A 17,785-nucleotide genomic window follows, 5' to 3' on the forward strand; every position below is an offset into this window, starting at 1 on the left:
GTGAACCCACAAGGACAATAGACAATCTGCAGTGCTTCGCCCACGCATAAAGGTCCGGTGTGTGCGCCGAAGCCGCCGCTCTAAGCGTAGCTTGAGAGAGATGGCGAACGACGGCTTGTGGCCGATTGGGTGAGCTCGCCAACGACCGCTTACTGGTATTCCAGTCCGCAAACTTGCAGTTGGCTGACTGACCGGTTTGGAGCGAGCCGTCTGACCGGAGTGGGTCGGACCGAGCCGTAGCGCCGCTCCAAAGAAGAGCTAGGGAGCGCGCCGGCCGCCGCAAGTGTTCCGCGAAAACACGACTGGCGTGGCAACTGTTCCTATCTTGATGGTCGACTTTCTGCTTGAACTGACAGATGTAATAACGCGTCACCCTTTCCACAGGACGATGCGGTACGGCGTCGCGGCCTCGTCTTCGGATGAACCGAATCGGTCAGGCATCGGAGAGAAACTTTACGAAGCGCCGGTACGCCGCTCCAGTTCCGCTGTCGTGCGCTCCAGCTCCTGAACGATCATCGCCTCATCGGGCAGTACCGTCTGGTATTCCGCCGCAAGAATCGTGTTCGGCAGATTGTCCAGCGCGTAGTGTGCTTCGGCCGCACCTTTTTCGGCGCAAAGGATCAGGCCGACAGGTGGATTCTCCCCAGGCTTCATCCAGTGCTCGCGCGCGTAGTTCAGATAGAGATGCATCTGCCCGGCGTCCGCATAGCTGAAGCGACCGACCTTGAGATCGATGATGACCAGGCATTTCAGACGTCGATGGAAGAACACCAGATCGACCCTGAACCACGTGTCGTCGATTCTCAGGCGGCGCTGCCGGCCGACGAAAGCGAAGTCGTCGCCGAGCTCCAGCAGGAAATCCGCCAGATGCTGGATCAGCGCCTCCTCGAGATCTGACTCCGAGTACTCGTCCTTGATGTCGAGAAACTCGAGGACGAACGGGTCGCGAATTGCTTCCTCCGGTGTGAGGACATCACCCGGCTGGGCATCAGCGGCTTTTCTGAGCAGCGCCGCCTTGTTGCGCGACAGCGCCAGCCGCTCATAAAGCTGGCTACCGATCTGGCGGTCGAGCTGGCGCACGGACCAGCCCTCGCGCAGCGCCTCTGTTTCATAGAAAGCGCGCGCGGCCGCCGTCTTCACCGAAAGCAGGCGCACATAGGCGGACCACGGCAACGTAAAGCGGGCGGCGAGCGCCATGTAGTCGGGCGCTGTTGCCGTGGCATCGACAACGTCTTTCGCGGGGAGCGATTTTCCAGACGGCGTCTGGACGTTTTCGGGAGCTGCCGATTTTCCAGACACTGTCTGGAAAATCTCTGCCGCCGGCCAGGCGCAATAAAAGGCACGCATGCTGGCCAGATTCGCCTTGCCGAATCCGCGCCCGAAACGGCGCGTCAGATCCTCGGCGAGCCGGGCGATCAGCGCCTGTCCGTAGCCGGCGCGCGCCTGCCCGCCTTGCTCGCTGGCGACGATCCGCCGCCCGATCTCCCAGTAAGCGGCGGTCATCACGGCATTGACGTTGCGTGCCGCCGTGCGTCGCGCTGATTCGACAACACTGACCACTTCCTGGTGCAGCCCGACGTAGTCGCCGGAGGTGATCGCCACCTTCGTCATGACGCGTTCACGGCATCCTTGAACGCCTTGCCCGCCGTGAACTTGACGGTCTTCGCCGCAGGGATCTGGATTTCGGCGCCGGTCGCCGGATTGCGGCCGACCCGTGCGGCGCGCGCACCCGCGGAAAACGAGCCGAAGCCGATCAGCTGGACGGTATCGCCCCTCGTCACCGCGCCCGTGATCGCGGCGATCACTGCGTCGATCATCTCCCCGGTCACGGCCTTGCTTTCATCTGTTACCGCCGCGACCGCATCCACCAGCTCCTGCTTGTTCATTGTTGATTCCTCGTTGGGGTTCGGATGCCGCCACCCTACCCGATCGGCCCACCTTCACGCAATCACGACCAGCGGGCAGTCCGATTCTGCAGCACCGGGATCAACTTACTGACGCTGTGGGTATCACGCGTCGCGTGCCGCCGCAGCGCGTCAGCGACCCTCTGCGCTCCCCGGCCGACGCCCGCGGAGCGTGCGCCGATACCGGTCGTGTCCAGCAGCAGCGGTTCTATCCGCTCGGTGGCTGCCGGTCCTGTGCGCCAGCGCGTCGGCTTCCGCCGACACCTAGAGCCGCACCGCGTCGTTCTCCGCCATCAGGAACCGTTCGATGCCGGCCAGCTCGTCGGCCGCGCGAGCAAGCGAAGCGCCGTCGTGCCCGGAAGCGACGAAGGCCTCGCGCAGATCGGCGAGCATCGCGTTGACGCGCTCGCCCGCCAAGTCGCGCGGCCCGCGCCGCGCCCAACTCGCGGCGCACCTCGCCCAGCCCCTCCTCGAGGCGCCGGATGCGCGTGCGCGTCCTCGAGCGCGGCGCGGGTGAGCACCAGTTAGGTCTTGCGCCGTGCGTGTCCGCATCCGGGGCGTACCCGCCGCGGCGTGGACTGCACCTGCCGAGCGTCGCGTGCACGGGCGCAAAGCGTCGCGCGGGGGCGCGCCGGGGGCGAGCGTCGGCGCGCGGGCCACCGCCTGAAAACAGCCGGAAATGAACGCTAGCTCGAGCGACGAAGGGGCCAAAATTAGAGTTTCTACCCCTTCGTCACCGGCGACGCCATGCGCCAGACCATTTGTCCAGAAACGAAGGGGCGGATAGCTCTAACTATCCGCTCCTTCACTGCCGGCCAGTTCTGCTCCCTTGTCTCGCTGAGCCGCCTATATTGCTAAAGACGCCGTCAGCCACCTTAGGAGCCCAGTATGTCTACCGATCCTTCCGATACCGTCCCCGATCGCGCACGGCCATCGCCCGGCGCGACGGGCGAAGCGCCACCCAGCACGCCACCCCTCTGTTCTGACGACCACGTTCCCGACGCCGACGCCGCCGAGCCCGCTCCGCACGAGCACCTTCCGCCCCGGTCGGACGATAACTGACCGCCCTCTAACCCAGCGACGGGCATGCTGCAGAACCAGCGAGCAACACTGTTCCGGCGCGCTTAGCTGCCTCTTGCGCGAAGGCCCGCACGGTGCCGCCTCTTAAAAAGCATCTGTCCCGAAACGAAGGGTATGAAAGCCACAACTTTCATACCCTTCACGTTCTAATGGAGAAGAGGGTGCATTTCTGAACGATCCCGTCCCGAAGTCCGCCGCACAAGGCGCGCCAGATGGTCGACCAGCAGCACCGACGCAGGGTCCGCATCGCAGTCGTCCGATCAAGTGAAAGTCGTTGTGTGTTCCGGAAGTAAAAGTCGCACCAGCACATGGGGCCGGCGCAACCGCGCGCGACGGGTCGCCGGAGCGACTCACCGGTAACGTTCAGGGTTCTCCTGGCGCCGATCCGTGCCAAAGGAATAGCCGGATGCGCCAGTCAGGGGCGCGCCAGTTTTCTACTTGCCGGCGCCAGCATCGAACCGGTACACCGCTTCGCGCCACAGCGGCATGCATAGTCGGCGGCCAGTTCGGGAGTCATCGCCTCACCGGTAGTGAGTCCATAGGCAATAGAAAGCTCATCGCCGGGCTTTAAGTCCCTGACGGTCTCGATAAAAATCCGCCCGCGCTCATCCTCGATCGCCTCACAGTTCGGCTCGCACGAGTGGTTCAGCCAGCGAGCGCTGTTGCCGCCGACGCTTCCGTCGATCACGCGCCCGTCAGCCAGTCCGAAGATGAATGTATGGCCGGGCACGCCGGAGCGCCGGTACCGGGCAGACGCCCGCCGCCACGACGTCACCTCGCCGCGGTATTCGAGAATCCGCTGGCCGGCAGGAATTGCCTGCAGCGCGAACACGCCTCGCCCGTGAACCGATGATTTTCTGACCGTGACGCGCCGCACTTCACCACTCCTGATCCGTTGAAGGGCGGGAGCATAGCGAACGGCGCGTTGCGCGGCAACCCGTCCCGTCAGAACAACGGGGTCTGTCGGGGATCGCGCGCTGGGGGGCGGGATACATCGGTCCGTCGGATACGCCGGCTTCCACCCTTCCTGTTTCCAACGCGCTGTAGCCGCGCCAGCATCAGGCATTCGCGTGCGCCATCGTGGAAGCGCAGCTCGAACACGCCGGTTTCGCCGGACGGACATGGCGCCGTTGCGCGAAACGACAGGCGCAAACCTCGTAGTTTCGCGCGGCCAATCATCTGCGCTCGGCTCATGCCTGGCCAGCAATCCGCCATGAAGCGCGTCACGGTCCTGGGCAGGGACTCATGCGCGACGCCCTGTGGAAGCGTCAGTCCGGCGAGCAGGTAGATATCAGCCATGCAGCCCATTTCCCTGGTGGCAAGCACCTTTGCGTTTATACCGCTTTTTTGCGACGCGTTGCTGCTGTGGCGGTCGGCACGGCGCGGGAAGAACGGGTAGAACGTGATGTCTTCCGGACTGCAGCGGGGGCACCTGACTGCCTCGCGTCCCGCGCGCGCGTTTTCGCTTCCCGCAGCGTCATCATCTCCGCCTGCAGCCAGGTTCTCCGTCTGAACGGCATCGAGCCGCCCCTGCAGCACGCCCGCCTGATGACGCGCGTCGCCCAGCTGCGCCTGTATGGCTTCAATTATTGCGCGGCGATGATCGGCGTCCTTCTGCTCCGCACGGCGCACGGCTTCGTCCAGTTCCTTTTGCAGCTTCGTCGCGGTACTTCGCTCGCGGTCGATCTCGAGCAGCGCGCGCTTTTCGGTTGCACGCAGACGCTCCTCCGCGCGTTCAGCCGATTCCCGCTGCTTCGCCAGATCGCGTGAGAACCCTTCCCTGACCTCCACCAGCTCACGGTCGCGCGCGGCCAGCGCCGCCCTGATCCGCATCAGTTCCGCCTCCAGGGCCTGCCGCTGCGCGTGGCCTTCGGCCTGCGCCTTTTCCAGGTCCCGGACCTCTACCTGCGCGGCCGCCAGCGCGGCGGTGCGCTGCTCGAGCGCGCTCTCGGTGCGACGCAGTTCATCCCGCGCGGCCGCGACCGACTGCTGCGCCTCGACCCGCTGCACCTCGAGTTCGGCGCGCAGCGCGTCGAGCGCAGCTTCGGCTGACGCGGTGGCGCGCGTCCACAGTGTCGCGACCAGTTCACCGGCAGCCACACCGAGATCGGCGGGGCAGGTCCGGATGCTCAATGCGCACGCGGCTCTTCTCCCGCAGCTGCGCCCAGAACTCGCCGAGCACGGCGGTCGGCGTGCCCATGCTGCCGCGCCGGACCAGTTGGTACAGCCGGTTGGCGGTGGGCGTGATGCCGAAACGGAAGAACAGCAGCGCGCAGACCTCGCGATACAGCTCGCGGGTCTTCGGAAACGCCACCTTCAGGCGCTCAATCTCGGCGGCCAGCGCCGCGTCGGAGGACTGGATGCCACTCATGAAGATTTTATCCGATATCCCTCGATGTGCTCGAACTGACCGCCGATCTCGACGGCCGCGACGGCACCAACCGCGCGCGCCCCCGCGCAGATCGCCGCCCGCGACGACCTCGCTGCAGTGCGTACATGGCTCGCGCGGGTCGCCGACAGGAAAACGACCTTCGAGAATTACCGCAAGGAGGCTGAACGGCTGCTGCTGTGGGCGATCGTGCAACTGGGCAAGCCGCTGTCGTCACTCACGCACGAAGACCTGCAGCTGTTTCGCCAGTTCCTGAAGGATCCGCAGCCGCGCGCGCGCTGGGTCGCCGACGACGGGCGCAAATATCCGCGCCATGATCCGCGCTGGCGACCGTTCTACAGGACGCTCCGGCCCAGCAGCCGGTACCAGGCGATGGTGATCATCAACGCACTGTTCGCATGGCTGGTCGAAGCCGGCTATCTGGCGGGCAACCCCCTGTCACTGTCGCGCCAGCGCGCGCGCCGCTCAAAGCCACGCATCACGCGCTATCTCGACCGGGAGTTGTGGCAGGAAGTGAAGCTGTATATCGACAGCCTGCCGAAGGACACGCCGCGCGAGCGGGAGCGCTACCTCGTGCACGGTGGCTGTTCACGCTGCTCTATCTCGGTGGCCTGCGCATCTCGGAGGTGGGCGGCAACACGACGGGGCAGTTCTTCTGCCGGCGCGATGCCGACGGTCACGAGCGCTGGTGGCTCGAAGTCACAGGCAAGGGCGACAAGGATGGACTCGTGCCCGCCTCACGGAAATGATGGCGGAGCTTGGCCGTTACCGGCGCGAGCGTGGGCTGTCCGCCCTGCCCGCCAGGCACGAGGACACCCCACTCGTGCTGCCGCTGGGCAAATCCATGAAGCCGCTGACGCGCGCGGCGCTACACGCCATTGTCAAGGATATTGTTGCAGGTGCCACCGGGCGACTCCGGCTGCGCGGCGACGGTTTCGCGGGGCAGGCGGATGTGCTCGAACAGGCCTCCGCGCACTGGCTGCGCCACACCGCCGGATCGCATATGGCCGACGGCGGCACCGATCTGCGGACCGTGCGGGACAACCTGCGTCATGCGTCGCTGACGAGCACCAATCCCTACCTGCACACATCTGACGACCAACGCCATCTCGAGACGGAAGAAAAGCACCGCATCGACTGGTGAGGACGGGGGCCACACCTGTGTTTCGTCCCGCGCCTCGCCGCGGGCGCCTGCGGACAGCCCGATACTCCGGTACCCAGACCTGCGTCACGTATGCAAAAATCCTGTTCAGACTGCCGATAGCTTTGTCCCTGACCGCCATGGAAACCGTTGAAGTCAAACCACAACTGGTCGCAAACCGCCGCGGCGTGGCGTTCGACATCTCACGCCAGAGCAGCGCGGCAGAATGCGTGATCTCGATCGCGACACTCGAAGTCAATTTCTGCCTTGGACCGGGGGCCAGCGAGGCCCAGATCGTGAAGTGCTTCCGGGACGGGTACGCCCGCATTCGGGCGATGGCGGAACGGAAGCTGCTTGCGCACCCGGCACCGCGCATCGAGTTGACACCTGACGACTTCGCCCGCCGCTGACTGCCGCGGGCTGTCGGCACCGGCTGACCGTTTCCACGGCGCCTTCGCTGTCTGCGAGCCGGAGGCAACCGGCGCAAACGCTCCGGTATTTCTCGCCTCCTCATGCAGCGATGCTGCCGTCGAATTGACAGGCAAGTTGACCGAGTGCGCCAGTTGATGCAGGCGGCAACGCAATGGCCGGATCGACCGTGTTGATGAACAGATTGTTTTGCACGAAGACCGACGGATCGAAAGCGGAGACCGCGGAGTCCACGAACGTATTGCCTTTTACCGTCGCGGGCCTGCTCAAGCGCGGGTAGCCCTTCGTGCCGGCTTCATAAGTCGTCACCCCATTGCGAACAATTGGCGTCACGTTCATGTGCGTGGCCTGGCTGTATGTCATCGAGAACGGCGCGGCGTCGTTCATCTGCACGAACGCGTCCTGCAACACTGTATGCGTGATGCTGACCGTGCCGTTGCTCGCGTCCTGTGCCAACGACGTGTTAGCGGCCGTCACGCCCAGCAGTTGGGGACCGGACCCTGGCTTCCCACGTTGAGCGTGCCCGACACGTTAATGATGCCTTTGGTCGGAATCGTACACACACAATCGGCCGTGCATGGCACTGAGCGGTAAGTCTCCACGATCGTGTTATCGGGGATCGTCAAAGTGACGCCCGGCGCCACTACGCCACTCGCGCCGTGCCGGCAAAAAAATATGGAGAACCGCTCGCCGGCCACGTCGTATCCGCGGTAATCACGGTTCCGTCGGGAATGACCGTCTTAGGCTGCACGTAGACATACGCGGTGACGAGATTGCCGCTCGCGTCGGTGCAGACTTTTGTAGCGTCCGTCGTGTACGGACCGTCGGTACATGCCTTGGGACTCGTGGACGAAGGTACTGCCGATGCCGTGGTGGCGCTGTTGCCGCCTCCCCCACCGCCGCCACAGGCCGCGAGCAGAAGGGCGAAGAGCAAGCCTGGATATTTTTTTCATTTGAAGGTCCCCGTATCGCGCTTATCGTTTCCGAATCTCACTGGTGTGTACACATCAGCGATTCGTGCGACGGATCTTCACATGCTCCGCCTGAGCCAACTGCGGTCTGGGACACAAAACATCGCGATTCGCGATGTCGCTGCCCGAATCGCCTTGCGCGACTTCAGGCACTGGATATGCTCTCTAACGCCTGCGACGCGGTGACGGTCGCTTCGCCCCAGCGACGGGGGTCAACTATCCAAGGAGCCAAAACATGCGAGGCATTCAATCGATGCTTGTAGTTCTGGCCGCGTTGGCCGTTTCGGGGACGGCGAGCGCGCAAGCAGGCGGCAATGGCAACGGCGGATCGGGCGGCGGCAACGCCCACGGCGCAGCGACGGCGGGCCCGACTGCCGGCGGAGACAACACGTCGGCGCCGACAAGTACCCGCTCGAGCCATCATCGTTCGCACAAGCACGGCAAGCATCACAAGCAGCCAGACAGGCAATAATGCCGTGTGCCGCGCCCGGCAGTTGAACGTACCTCGGTCCGGCACGGTCAAAGCTGCTCGCGTGAGAACACTGCGGGCACCCTGCGACGTCTCGTCCGCGTATTTTCACACCCCGATCAATCGCGCGCGGCTTGGTGATGGTGAGCCGAAGCGGCTCACTGAACTCCCGATACCCGACGCAGTGAACGTCTCGCAGATCACCGTCACCCGCAAGACGACGACTGGGCATTCGAAGCTGTCAGGCAGCGGGCGGTGAAGGAGTAACCTTAAAAGTCAATCGGTTACGTCCGTGTCATACAGCCGTTTTCTGGGTGTTTTGCCCTCGCAGTGTCTCACGTCGAAGAATAGCGTATCGCGGCGTCCTGCACTTTGGAGCAGCCATGCCGTCCACGCTGCGCTGAGCACAGCAAGGAAATGAACGGGACGGCCGCCCAACATCATTAAGGAATCCGCATGGCTTGCTGCGTTCTTGTGGTGTTGGATGCGCATGGTCAAACGTAGGCGCTCGCCTTGATGCTAAAAGCGCTATGAGCGGCCAGCGAGGCCGCGTCATTGCTATAAGCAGACTACTGCTTCGTGCCGAGGAACAACACACCGGCCTTCGCAGGCGTCTGAAGCTCTGCGTGCAGCGTCGAGCCACTGAGCAGCGCAACGCCGGTAGCCGCCGTGTTCGGATACGCGCACGAGCCGCCACCGAAGTTCAGCGTGACATCGTAGACGTTGCCCGAGGCGTGCGGCTTGATCGAGCCGGTGAACGCGCAGCCAGTGCCCGTACCGCTGATCGAGCCGTTGGCATCCGCCGTGATGGTGACGTTCGTGTCGCTGCCCAAGTTCGTAGCAGCCGAGCCCTTGAACGTGCCAGTCACTGCCGCCTGCGTCGGCGTCGTGTTGTAGCTACTGTCGAACGCCCCGTTGAACACCGTCTTCGATCCGTTCGAATAGACGATGGTGGCATTCAGCGATGCCTTCGCCGAGTAAGTACCCGAGAACGTCACCGCATTGACGCCTTGGCCTTCGAGGTTGTAGTCAAGGCCCGTACCGTTGCTGATGGTCCCGTTGCTGGACGTGCCCGACCCTATGACACCGCCCGCGATCGTGGACGGAACGCCAGCAACCGAGTACAGCGAGTACACGCGCCCGTCGTCGAGCACGAGCACTGAGGTCTGCCGGTTGTTGTCTGTCTTGCCTGTGTAAAGCCCCGCTGCTGACGGCGACGGCGCAGGAGCAGGCGAGCCACCGTCGCCTCCACCGCCACCGCACGCTGCCAGAAGAATTGCCGCCGCCGCTGCGGCTGTAATTGACCCTCTCATTTTTCTCTCCGTTGTCGGCCAACTTTGGCCTGATGCGGAGTGTAAGACTTTGTAACAGGTACGGGAAGTGCTCGTTTACAACACTGCTACATGGAGGCCGGTTTGCCGACAGCAGGGCGAAGGCTATGACAGTCCGGCTATGCGCATCGCAACAAGAGCTTTTGCGTGGGAGAGAGCAGCGAGGATGGTAGCCTCGTAAGCTGTCCCGTACAACGTGAAGTGGTCTATCTCTACGCCGTCTTTGACGATGCGGGCCTCGCAGCCGTAGTTTGCGTCGTTGTACCGGGTCACATCAAGCCACACACGATGATCGCGGTATTCCAGATCATGCGGTACAAGTTCGTTGCTCATCACCTGATTCCACGATCCTAATTCAGTCGTCCCGTAACTAATTTACCGACTCGCTACCGATGGTTGTCGTCGATCCACGCACCCAGCCACTCAGCCGCCCAGCGGATAGCCAGTTCCTTCATGTCCGAGACGCCTAGGTTCCTGAATGTGTATTGGAGGAAGCCGCTGTCCGAGTCAGTGCTCTCCCGCGTGATGATGGCATTGGCCGTGAACATCCCGGAGTCCGCAACGGAAATGATGTCCAGTGTCCACTCCCGGTAATGCTCGATGACGCGCATGTTGCTCTGCTCTGACCGGACGGAAAATTGTACTGCTCATTCGCTCACGGTCGCCTTGCTGCGACCTCAACGTCTGAGGTAGGCGCTTTGGCGACTGTAGCTGGATCAGGTCCTTCCGCCCTAATCAGAACGACCGTCTTCATGAAGCAAGATGACGAAAAACCCTGCCCCGCAGAGAGGAACAAAACTCCCGTCAAAACTGTGAAAACCGTCATGGCGTCTGACGGTGGCTGGAAAAACCCTCCGGTGCCATGAAAGGGTTGACCGATGGAGATTATCAACTCCACGATAGCAACGGGCATCATCGTCGCGGCCAAGTACGCGTCCCGGAGCCTCCTTATTCGAAACTGGTGACGGAGCACCGGGTCGTTCCTCACTCGGGCTATCAACGCTTTTCGTGCCTCGGCGCGGCGCGTGGATGCACGCGACGCCCGGTTCGTGAACACCGTGAACAGCTTGTCTATACCCTCTTTCAGGTACCCGCTCACGATGTTGAGGATCAGGCCGACGACAACGACGGACACGATCCACGCTGGTGTGAGCATTGTGTTTAGCAAGTCCCGCATAACTGTCTCGAAATAGTTGAGACGGAGCTTAATGCGGAGGCTGTAGGTTGGGAAGTAAGTCGGACCCAATTTCGCTTTGCTAATCCGTGGGCATAGTGTCCCGCAGCCGCGAGCCAGTTTCCCCCATAGCCACCCTCCGGTTCACCGCCTTCGGCGCGGGAGGCGAGGGGTATGCCGTGCTCGGCAGCGGCTAGTGCCTTGGCCTTACCACCGTTGCGCCGATGAGCCCACAGGCTGTGTGCGGCCATCGTCGCTCATGCCGGTCGCCAATAGGTTGTCTTGCGCGTTCCTGAACTGCACGATGAAGTGCTTGCGCTTCTGATACAGGTTCGATTCCTTGATTGCCGGATTCAACGTCTTCATCGAGCTTTCAGTGGTCCATGTCGTTTCGCACATCATAGCGGAACGCGTTACTGGGACAGAACCGGTGTGATTTGCCGCTTGCCGGCAAGCGCGAATTCGACCGCGGTTAGCGGCCGCTCAACACATCGGCGAATCCGCCGGTCTTCGCGCCCAGGCGTCGAATCGCGAGGGCCACGTCCGTCGAGAGCAGCGCCTTCAATTCGTCCGCATGCCGATACGCGCGCATACCGCGAGTCAATTCGCTTTCCCCTGCAACAGCAGGATGGCAATAGATTTCGCCCACGCCGTCCGGTAAAGCAGCAAGCGCCGCGAGCCACGAACGCTCATCCATTTGCCCGCTGTCGGTCACGCCGACAACATAATCGTTATGGAGAATTCCGGCGTCGTCGAGTCGCGCCCTCACCCTCGCGATCCAGGGGCGCAACCACAATGGCGCATTGACTTCGAACGGCAAGCGCATCGCCTTCATGCCGAACTCGCGCCCAGTTTCGAGGATCAAATCGAGCACCGTCGGATGCAGATGAAAGTGCTTGTGCGTGTTGACATGATCGAGCGTGAGCCCGGTGTCGGCGAATGCCTCGAACTGCGCGCGAATTTCCCGGGCAAGCTGTTTGCGCACGTGCGGCAGGAAGAAAAAGCGTATCCCGTCGCGCACCATGTTGCTGCCGAAGCGCCCATGTTCGTCGAGCAATGAGGCGATGCTCGCGCGCGGCATAACGGGGTCGCCGTCGGCGAGTACCAGATGCAGGCCGACTCGCAAGCGCGGCATCGCGCGGGCGCGCGCGATTGCGTCGCTCGAGGCGGGTGCACCGACCATCAGGCTCGCGGCCGTGAGCACGCCGCTGACATGAGCCTGCTCGACGGCCATGTTCACCCGCGGATGCAGGCCGAAGTCGTCGGCGGTTACGATGAGTGCGCGCGGCTTAGCGGCCATCGGACGCCTCGATGGTATCCATCAACGGCAACTGCGCGCCGCGCGACGCGGAACGCGAAGTTCCAACCGGCACTCTGGCGCCTCGCCACATGACATGAGACCCGAAGGCGCTGGCGATCCACTGCACGAACAGCAAGCTATCGCGCAATGGAACGAGCGGCAGATCGCGCCAGAAAGCACGGCCGAATGCGTCCGATAATGTGTCCGATGAAGCGGCCGATAAAGCGGCCGAAAACGCGTCCCCTGCCCCGTCCCTCAACCCGCGATGCAATGCCTGTTGCTGACGCACGGCCCGCGCGTGCAGCACGACGCGCGCGGCCAGGCCCGCGGCCATGTTGACCGCGGTCAAGTACGCCGGCCAGCCATGCAGGGCACCTTGCTGACTTGCAACAAGGCAAGCCGTGAGCCCGACGCCGGCAACGAGCCACGGCGTAGCAAACGTCATGAAGAGAAACGCAAAGCCGAGCGGATTCACCGAACGTATCGTGCGCAACCAGCGCGTCTCGCGTTGCCAGAGCGCGGTAAACGTTGTTTCGGTGACGTCGGTGGCGACCATCATTCGCGACAGCACGGTTCGCAAACCGAGGGCGCGCACGTGTTCGGCGAGCCAGTAATCGTCCGCGAGATAGTTCTTCAGGCGCCCGAAGCCACCGATGCGTTCGAGCGTCTCGCGCCGCAAAGCAAGCGTGGCGCCGAAACCAAAGCGACGCGATCGGGCCATATGCGCGACGCGCACCGAAGGTCCGAACCATTCGTTGACGAAGAGCGCGCCCACCCGCGACCAGAAACCGCTCACGCCGTGCGCGACATACAGACAGGTGACAACGCCGACAGAAGGATCGGCCAGCGGCGCCGCGACGGCGCAGAGATAATCGGCTTCGACGGCGATATCGCTATCGGCAATCACGATCACGTCATGCCGCGCGCGCTCGGCCATATTGATCAGATTACTCACTTTCAGATTGCTGCCATGCACGCGCGCGTCGATCACGAGTTCGATGTCGAGCATCGGATACGCGGCTTGCAAACGGCGCACCACGGCAATCGCGGGATCGTCGGCAGAACCCACGCCGAATACTAGCTGGAAATGATCGAGGCGCTGCTCGCAGAAGCTTCGCAGGTTTTCATACAGACGCGGCTCGACACCGCACAAGGGCTTGAGCACGCTCACGCGCACCGGCGAAAACGGATCGAGTGAACGCGTGCTGCCGCGCGGCCCGAAGAACGGCAGCGCGAGCGCAGCCACCACGGCATACAGCGACGCGCCGACGCAGCCGGCAAGCAGAAGCCATTCGGATACCGGTAATGCATGCGATGCCATTGCCGCGCTCCGTCAGCGTTTGCTCAAGACGAACGGCTTCCCCGTGAGACGCAGATGCAGCACGACGAGCCACAACCGCGGGCAATCCGACGCGAGATCGATCGGCCTGCTGCAGACAGACGCAACGCTTGCATGGCGGTCTGCGACGGCGGCCCGGAACGCGGCTTGCGCGAACTGGCGCGCGACCATGACGCCGCCGGCCATTACCGCGATAGAAGAGAGCCGGAAAGCCGCTGACACGAACAGGTGCTCGGCGCCGGGATCCACGAAGACCGTCACGCACGCGAGCAGGTCGGCGGCGACAGCCGTGAGCGAAGCGACCATTAGGTGCGCGCGCAACATATCGGCGGTGACTGGCTTCATGGCTTCGTCTCGTAGCGCGATGAAAAGCATGCACGGCTTCTTGCGACGAAGCGGCGCCTGCTTCAGGAACTGCTCGTCGCAGCCGATAAAACCGTCACCGCGGTCGCCATGCATTCCATCGATGTACTGGAACCGTGTCGAGCCAGACTCGCAACTCGACACGACGCCGCACGCTCCTGTCACTCACAAGACAGTAAGCTGTTGATGGGCGATAGTAGCGATTCAAGCTGAAGGAAACCTTAAGCAGACCGCAGTAGAACCCGCCATGAACAGCGCGGTTAAACTGCGGACTTCATCGCCGCTTTTTCCGCGGTGCATTGCATTCACGATCACAACACTCCACGGAATTTCAGTCCCATGCGTGTACTACTGGTTGAAGACGACGACCTGATCGGTTGCGGGGTCGAAGCGGGTCTGCGTCAGGCGGGTTTCACGGTCGACTGGGCGCGCGACGGCCACAAAGCAGGTCTCGCGCTGGACACCACGAGCTACGCGCTGGTCGTACTCGATCTCGGCCTGCCGCGCGTGTCCGGCATGGATCTGCTCAAGCGAATCCGCGACGCCGGCAACGACGTGCCGGTGCTTGTGCTGACGGCACGCGGCACGGTGGTAGACCGCGTGAGCGGTCTGGAGGCCGGCGCGGACGATTACCTCGGCAAGCCCTTCGACCTCACGGAACTGACGGCCCGTTGCCGCGCCTTGCTGCGCCGCGCGCAGGGCCGCAGCGTCGAGGTAATCCGCTATGGCGATCTCACGGTGAACCCCGCGGCGCAAACGGCCCAGCTTGCCGGCACGCGGGTGCCGCTCACGTCGCGCGAATGGGCAATCCTGCTGCAACTGCTGAGCAACCAGGGCATTCCGCAGTCGCGTTCGCATCTCGAAGAAAGCCTGTATGGCTGGCAGCAGGAAATCGAAAGCAATGCGATCGAGGTGCACATCTCGAACCTTCGCAGGAAGCTTGGCGCAAAGCTCATACGAACCGTGCGCAATATCGGCTACGTGGTGGAGAAAGAGTAAATGAGCGCATCCATTCGCAGGCGGCTCATGCTGCTCGTGCTCGGCAGCATCGCGGCGGTCTGGGCGATTGCGCTTGCGTCGAGTTATCGTCAGGCCACGCAGGAAGTCGGCGAATGGGAAGAAGCCCGCCTCGCGGAAGTCGCGCAGGTTCTCGCGCTTCTCGATCAGGCCAACCTCGCCACGCTTGCCAACGCGCACATCGACGTGCGCGAGGAAGAAAGAGGCGGCGCGACCAGTGCGAGCGATAACGACGATGACGACTCGCTGCCGCGCGATGCGCTATTTCAGGTGCGCACGCGCGACGGCGACGTGATTGCCGGCAGCCCTGCCCTGCGCGCGCTCGGTGCATGGGACCTGCCGCTGCCGGCGGTCACGGGTACGCAGGACGTCGTGCTGAGCGGTCAAACTTATCACTCGTTCACGCTACGCGGCACGGCGCTGGGCCACACGGTGCGCGTATTCGAGCAGGCCAATACGCGCAGCGATCTGGTCAGCGGAGTGGCGAGCCGTATCGCGCGCCCTGCCCTGATTGCACTGCCGGTCCTCGCGCTGCTCGTGTGGTTCAGCATCGGCTGGAGCCTTGCGCCGCTGCGCGTGCTGTCGGATGCAATCCGCTCGCGACATATCAACCGCCTGGAGCCCGTCGAAATCGGCGATGCGCCGACCGAGGTGCGCCCGCTCGTCGACGCGCTCAATCTGCTGCTCTCGCGTCTGCACCATTCGCTCGAACGTGAACGCGCGTTTACCGCCGACGCCGCTCACGAACTGAAGACGCCGCTGGCCGCCATCAAAGTGCAGGCACAGGTCGCGCTCGCCGAGCCCGACCCGGCGCGGCAGCGGCTCGCGATGGAGCGGGTCGTGCAAGGCGTGGATCGCAGCGCGCGGCTCGCCGAGCAATTGCTGCTGCTCGCACGTCTGGACATGCATGAAAAACTGTCGACGGCACCGCTCGCGCCTGGGTCGCTCGCGAAGGATGCCGTGCTGGCGAACGCCGGCAACCTGCAGCAAAAAAACATGCGCGCGATGCTCGACTGCGACATGCAGGCCGAGATCGATGCGGAGCCTGTGCTGATCGGTATCCTGTTCGACAATTTGGTGGACAACGCAATCAAGTACGGCAGCGAGGGCGGCAACCTCGAAATTGCGGTCAAGCGCGCGAAGGAGCCGCTCGATAATCGCGTTGTCGTGACGGTGCGCGACGACGGCCCGGGTGTGGCGTCCGCGGACGTCGCGCGTCTGACCAGCCGGTTCTTTCGCGCCACCGGCAACCAGGCGACCGGCAGCGGCCTTGGCCTTTCGATTGTCGCGCGCATCGCGGAACACTTTGGCGCAACCGTGCGCTTCGGACCCGGCCTCGAGAGCCGCGGACTCGCCGTGGAGGTATCGTTTCCCGCCTCTACCGCCGCGCCTGACGAGCGACTGAAGGCTGCGGCCTAGCGGCGGTTCGTATCGCAGGCGACGCGGGTGTCCGCGAGTTCCGCCCGTTGCGCGCTCTGCTGCGCCTGACGGCGCACTGGCGCGCGGTTCGCGCTCTCCGCGAACTGCCATGCAACCAGCCCCGGCACGAACATCAGCAGATCGCGAACGCGGCGCGCGCCGGCAAGCGCGAGACAGGTCGACGGATCGATGCCCAGAGCGCCGCCGATCAATATAAAACCGCCCTCCTGCACGCCGAGGCCGCCCGGCACGAAGAAGGCCGCGCTGCTGATGGCCTGGATCAACGACTCGATCACCACGGCTTCAACCAGCGTGACTTGCGCGCCGAGAAAATACAGCGCGAGCCAGATTTCCAGCGACGTCAGCAGGCACTGCAGCGGCTGCCAGAAGAACAGATAGCGCAGCACGACGGCGCGACGCCGCCAGATCAGCTTGATCGCCAGATCGATTTGCGCCGACTGTCCAACGAGTGCGGCGAGCTTGCCGCTCGTGATGTGATTGAGCGCGCGCGTCATGCGTTCGAACGGACTCGCGTGCTGCACGAGCGCGAACAAGACGAGAAGCGGCGTCAGCACGACCACGCCCCACGCGAGTTGCCCGGCGAGCCGCAGCGTGCCCGAATGCGCGTGCGCAAACAGAAAGCCGATACCGACCATCGTGAACAGCAGTTGGCTGATCACCGTCAACTGCATATCGGCGATGATGCTCGCCACCGCCGTGGAAGGCCGCACGCCCCAGCGCCTGAGCATGCGGAACGACACTACCTCTCCGCCGATGCGCGCGACCGGCAGCATGCTATTGACCGATTCGCGCACCCACACGAGATGCAGCATGTCGAGCACGCGCGGCCGGTTCGCGCCGCGAATCAGCGAGCGCCAGTCGCAGGCATTGGCGAGCATCGGCAAAACATGTGCGAGTGCCGCGAGCACAAGCCCCGCGCCGGCGGCACGCAGCGCGCCGAGCACCGCGACCGGGTTGTCCCGCCACACGAGCCACAGCGACGCAGCCAGTCCCGCGAGTGCGGCCACGCGCCCGAGATGCTTCATCATGCGGACACCTTTCGCGCGTTCGTTGCGCGACGGGCTTGCCGCTCATCGCGCCATTCGGAAGACGTGCGCATCATCGCCGCCTAAACTCCTCTCGTCGTCATTCGTCCTGCGCGGCCGACAGCAGGCCGTCGCCATCGACGTCGAAGCTGAACCCGCGCCAGACCACCCGCGAACTCCAGAAGCTCGCGACAAAGATCGCAAACGACACGATATCCCATATCGGCAGCATCCAGGCGCCGCCATGCGCCTGCCGCAATGCGCGATCCGCGCTCACCTTAAGTGCGAAACGCACGGACAACGCCAGCGCCGCGATTAGCCAGGCCCACGGCGCGCCGCTCGACAGGCCGATAGCGAGCAACGCCAACGGCAGCGGATGCATCAACGCTGAGCCAACATGACCTGTCGGATCG

Annotated in this window: 20 protein-coding genes and 3 pseudogenes; 5 read left to right on the forward strand and 18 right to left on the reverse strand. The window is 63.7% G+C overall.

Annotated elements, in window-relative coordinates:
* Positions 1–453: 453 nt before the first annotated feature.
* The 6 genes and pseudogenes from AB6809_RS35550 to AB6809_RS35575 all read right to left on the reverse strand — a co-directional run bounded on the left by AB6809_RS35550 (position 454) and on the right by AB6809_RS35575 (position 5,355).
* Positions 454–1,611 carry a YhcG family protein gene (locus AB6809_RS35550; RefSeq protein WP_371028509.1) on the reverse strand — a complete coding sequence of 386 codons (1,158 nt, stop codon included), beginning with the start codon at positions 1,609–1,611 and terminating at the stop codon, positions 454–456.
* Positions 1,608–1,901 (reverse strand): annotated as a pseudogene (locus tag AB6809_RS35555) (HU family DNA-binding protein); the annotation flags it as partial. The pseudogene AB6809_RS35555 and the gene AB6809_RS35550, both read right to left, overlap by 4 nt.
* A 267-nt stretch (positions 1,902–2,168) precedes the next feature.
* On the reverse strand, positions 2,169–2,297 hold the full coding sequence (locus tag AB6809_RS35560; RefSeq protein WP_371028510.1) for a hypothetical protein: 129 nt from the start codon (positions 2,295–2,297) through the stop codon (positions 2,169–2,171).
* Positions 2,298–3,399: 1,102 nt separating this feature from the next.
* Positions 3,400–3,861: an SET domain-containing protein gene (locus AB6809_RS35565; protein WP_371028511.1), complete on the reverse strand. Its 462-nt coding sequence runs from the start codon at positions 3,859–3,861 to the stop codon at positions 3,400–3,402.
* Between the two features lie 68 nt (positions 3,862–3,929).
* Positions 3,930–5,117 carry a hypothetical protein gene (locus AB6809_RS35570; RefSeq protein WP_371028512.1) on the reverse strand — a complete coding sequence of 396 codons (1,188 nt, stop codon included), beginning with the start codon at positions 5,115–5,117 and terminating at the stop codon, positions 3,930–3,932.
* Positions 5,071–5,355, reverse strand: coding sequence for a DNA-binding protein (locus AB6809_RS35575; RefSeq protein WP_371028513.1), 285 nt, complete (start codon positions 5,353–5,355; stop codon positions 5,071–5,073). The genes AB6809_RS35570 and AB6809_RS35575 overlap by 47 nt, the downstream gene beginning before the upstream one ends.
* 14 nt (positions 5,356–5,369) lie before the next feature.
* On the opposite strand from AB6809_RS35575, the pseudogene AB6809_RS35580 reads away from it, so the two are divergent.
* Positions 5,370–6,517: pseudogene (locus tag AB6809_RS35580) on the forward strand (tyrosine-type recombinase/integrase).
* A 137-nt stretch (positions 6,518–6,654) separates the two neighbouring features.
* Entirely contained in the window at positions 6,655–6,924 is a 270-nt protein-coding gene (locus tag AB6809_RS35585; RefSeq protein WP_371028514.1) for a DUF1488 family protein, read from the forward strand.
* 100 nt (positions 6,925–7,024) lie between these two features.
* Here AB6809_RS35585 and AB6809_RS35590 read toward each other — a convergent pair whose 3' ends face one another.
* Entirely contained in the window at positions 7,025–7,420 is a 396-nt protein-coding gene (locus tag AB6809_RS35590) for a hypothetical protein (RefSeq protein WP_371028515.1), read from the reverse strand.
* A 166-nt stretch (positions 7,421–7,586) separates the two neighbouring features.
* A complete protein-coding gene (locus AB6809_RS35595; protein WP_371028516.1) occupies positions 7,587–7,877 on the reverse strand; it encodes a hypothetical protein in 291 nt (96 codons plus the stop codon).
* Between the two features lie 272 nt (positions 7,878–8,149).
* Here AB6809_RS35595 and AB6809_RS35600 point away from each other — a divergent pair, with 272 nt between their 5' ends.
* Positions 8,150–8,386, forward strand: coding sequence for a hypothetical protein (locus AB6809_RS35600; protein WP_371028517.1), 237 nt, complete (start codon positions 8,150–8,152; stop codon positions 8,384–8,386).
* Positions 8,387–8,952: 566 nt separating this feature from the next.
* Here AB6809_RS35600 and AB6809_RS35605 read toward each other — a convergent pair.
* The 8 genes from AB6809_RS35605 to AB6809_RS35640 all read right to left on the reverse strand — a co-directional run bounded on the left by AB6809_RS35605 (position 8,953) and on the right by AB6809_RS35640 (position 13,872).
* Positions 8,953–9,696 (reverse strand): hypothetical protein, encoded by a 744-nt coding sequence (locus AB6809_RS35605; protein WP_371028518.1) that lies wholly within the window; start codon positions 9,694–9,696, stop codon positions 8,953–8,955.
* Between the two features lie 123 nt (positions 9,697–9,819).
* Entirely contained in the window at positions 9,820–10,047 is a 228-nt protein-coding gene (locus AB6809_RS35610) for a hypothetical protein (RefSeq protein ID WP_371028519.1), read from the reverse strand.
* Positions 10,048–10,100: 53 nt separating this feature from the next.
* Positions 10,101–10,325: a hypothetical protein gene (locus tag AB6809_RS35615; protein WP_371028520.1), complete on the reverse strand. Its 225-nt coding sequence runs from the start codon at positions 10,323–10,325 to the stop codon at positions 10,101–10,103.
* 44 nt (positions 10,326–10,369) lie between these two features.
* Positions 10,370–10,849: a hypothetical protein gene (locus AB6809_RS35620; protein ID WP_371028521.1), complete on the reverse strand. Its 480-nt coding sequence runs from the start codon at positions 10,847–10,849 to the stop codon at positions 10,370–10,372.
* A 246-nt stretch (positions 10,850–11,095) separates the two neighbouring features.
* Complete coding sequence (locus AB6809_RS35625; protein WP_371028522.1) at positions 11,096–11,254, reverse strand: hypothetical protein; 159 nt, start codon at positions 11,252–11,254, stop codon at positions 11,096–11,098.
* A 106-nt stretch (positions 11,255–11,360) separates the two neighbouring features.
* Complete coding sequence (hpnK, locus tag AB6809_RS35630) at positions 11,361–12,188, reverse strand: hopanoid biosynthesis-associated protein HpnK (protein WP_371028523.1); 828 nt, start codon at positions 12,186–12,188, stop codon at positions 11,361–11,363.
* Entirely contained in the window at positions 12,178–13,509 is a 1,332-nt protein-coding gene (gene hpnI, locus AB6809_RS35635; RefSeq protein ID WP_371028524.1) for a bacteriohopanetetrol glucosamine biosynthesis glycosyltransferase HpnI, read from the reverse strand. The genes hpnK and hpnI overlap by 11 nt, the downstream gene beginning before the upstream one ends.
* Positions 13,510–13,521: 12 nt before the next feature.
* Positions 13,522–13,872, reverse strand: coding sequence for a hypothetical protein (locus AB6809_RS35640; protein WP_029972141.1), 351 nt, complete (start codon positions 13,870–13,872; stop codon positions 13,522–13,524).
* 357 nt (positions 13,873–14,229) lie between these two features.
* On the opposite strand from AB6809_RS35640, the gene AB6809_RS35645 reads away from it, so the two are divergent.
* The gene (locus AB6809_RS35645; protein WP_371028526.1) at positions 14,230–14,889 is read left to right on the forward strand and encodes a response regulator; all 660 of its coding nucleotides are present in this window, start codon (positions 14,230–14,232) and stop codon (positions 14,887–14,889) included.
* Positions 14,890–16,326, forward strand: coding sequence for an ATP-binding protein (locus AB6809_RS35650; protein WP_371028527.1), 1,437 nt, complete (start codon positions 14,890–14,892; stop codon positions 16,324–16,326). It begins immediately after the preceding gene.
* Here the strand turns inward: AB6809_RS35650 and AB6809_RS35655 are convergent.
* On the reverse strand, positions 16,323–17,375 hold the full coding sequence (locus AB6809_RS35655; protein ID WP_371028528.1) for a lysylphosphatidylglycerol synthase domain-containing protein: 1,053 nt from the start codon (positions 17,373–17,375) through the stop codon (positions 16,323–16,325). The two genes, AB6809_RS35650 and AB6809_RS35655, sit on opposite strands and share 4 nt — an antisense overlap.
* Before the next feature lie 97 nt (positions 17,376–17,472).
* A pseudogene (locus AB6809_RS35660) lies at positions 17,473–17,785 on the reverse strand (glucosyltransferase); the annotation flags it as partial.

Source organism: Paraburkholderia sp. RCC_158 (assembly GCF_041355255.1).
GTDB classification, from domain to species: domain Bacteria; phylum Pseudomonadota; class Gammaproteobacteria; order Burkholderiales; family Burkholderiaceae; genus Paraburkholderia; species Paraburkholderia graminis.

Bases quoted from the DNA above. Each gene is read 5' to 3' on its own strand.
- AB6809_RS35550 (WP_371028509.1), bottom strand. From the start codon at position 1,611: ATGACGAAGGTGGCGATCACCTCCGGCGACTACGTCGGGCTGCACCAG.
- AB6809_RS35560 (WP_371028510.1), bottom strand. From the start codon at position 2,297: ATGCTCGCCGATCTGCGCGAGGCCTTCGTCGCTTCCGGGCACGACGGC.
- AB6809_RS35575 (WP_371028513.1), bottom strand. From the start codon at position 5,355: ATGAGTGGCATCCAGTCCTCCGACGCGGCGCTGGCCGCCGAGATTGAG.
- AB6809_RS35585 (WP_371028514.1), top strand. From the start codon at position 6,655: ATGGAAACCGTTGAAGTCAAACCACAACTGGTCGCAAACCGCCGCGGC.
- AB6809_RS35600 (WP_371028517.1), top strand. From the start codon at position 8,150: ATGCGAGGCATTCAATCGATGCTTGTAGTTCTGGCCGCGTTGGCCGTT.
- AB6809_RS35605 (WP_371028518.1), bottom strand. From the start codon at position 9,696: ATGAGAGGGTCAATTACAGCCGCAGCGGCGGCGGCAATTCTTCTGGCA.
- AB6809_RS35610 (WP_371028519.1), bottom strand. From the start codon at position 10,047: ATGAGCAACGAACTTGTACCGCATGATCTGGAATACCGCGATCATCGT.
- AB6809_RS35615 (WP_371028520.1), bottom strand. From the start codon at position 10,325: ATGCGCGTCATCGAGCATTACCGGGAGTGGACACTGGACATCATTTCC.
- AB6809_RS35625 (WP_371028522.1), bottom strand. From the start codon at position 11,254: ATGAAGACGTTGAATCCGGCAATCAAGGAATCGAACCTGTATCAGAAG.
- hpnK (WP_371028523.1), bottom strand. From the start codon at position 12,188: ATGGCCGCTAAGCCGCGCGCACTCATCGTAACCGCCGACGACTTCGGC.
- hpnI (WP_371028524.1), bottom strand. From the start codon at position 13,509: ATGGCATCGCATGCATTACCGGTATCCGAATGGCTTCTGCTTGCCGGC.
- AB6809_RS35640 (WP_029972141.1), bottom strand. From the start codon at position 13,872: ATGAAGCCAGTCACCGCCGATATGTTGCGCGCGCACCTAATGGTCGCT.
- AB6809_RS35645 (WP_371028526.1), top strand. From the start codon at position 14,230: ATGCGTGTACTACTGGTTGAAGACGACGACCTGATCGGTTGCGGGGTC.
- AB6809_RS35650 (WP_371028527.1), top strand. From the start codon at position 14,890: ATGAGCGCATCCATTCGCAGGCGGCTCATGCTGCTCGTGCTCGGCAGC.
- AB6809_RS35655 (WP_371028528.1), bottom strand. From the start codon at position 17,375: ATGATGAAGCATCTCGGGCGCGTGGCCGCACTCGCGGGACTGGCTGCG.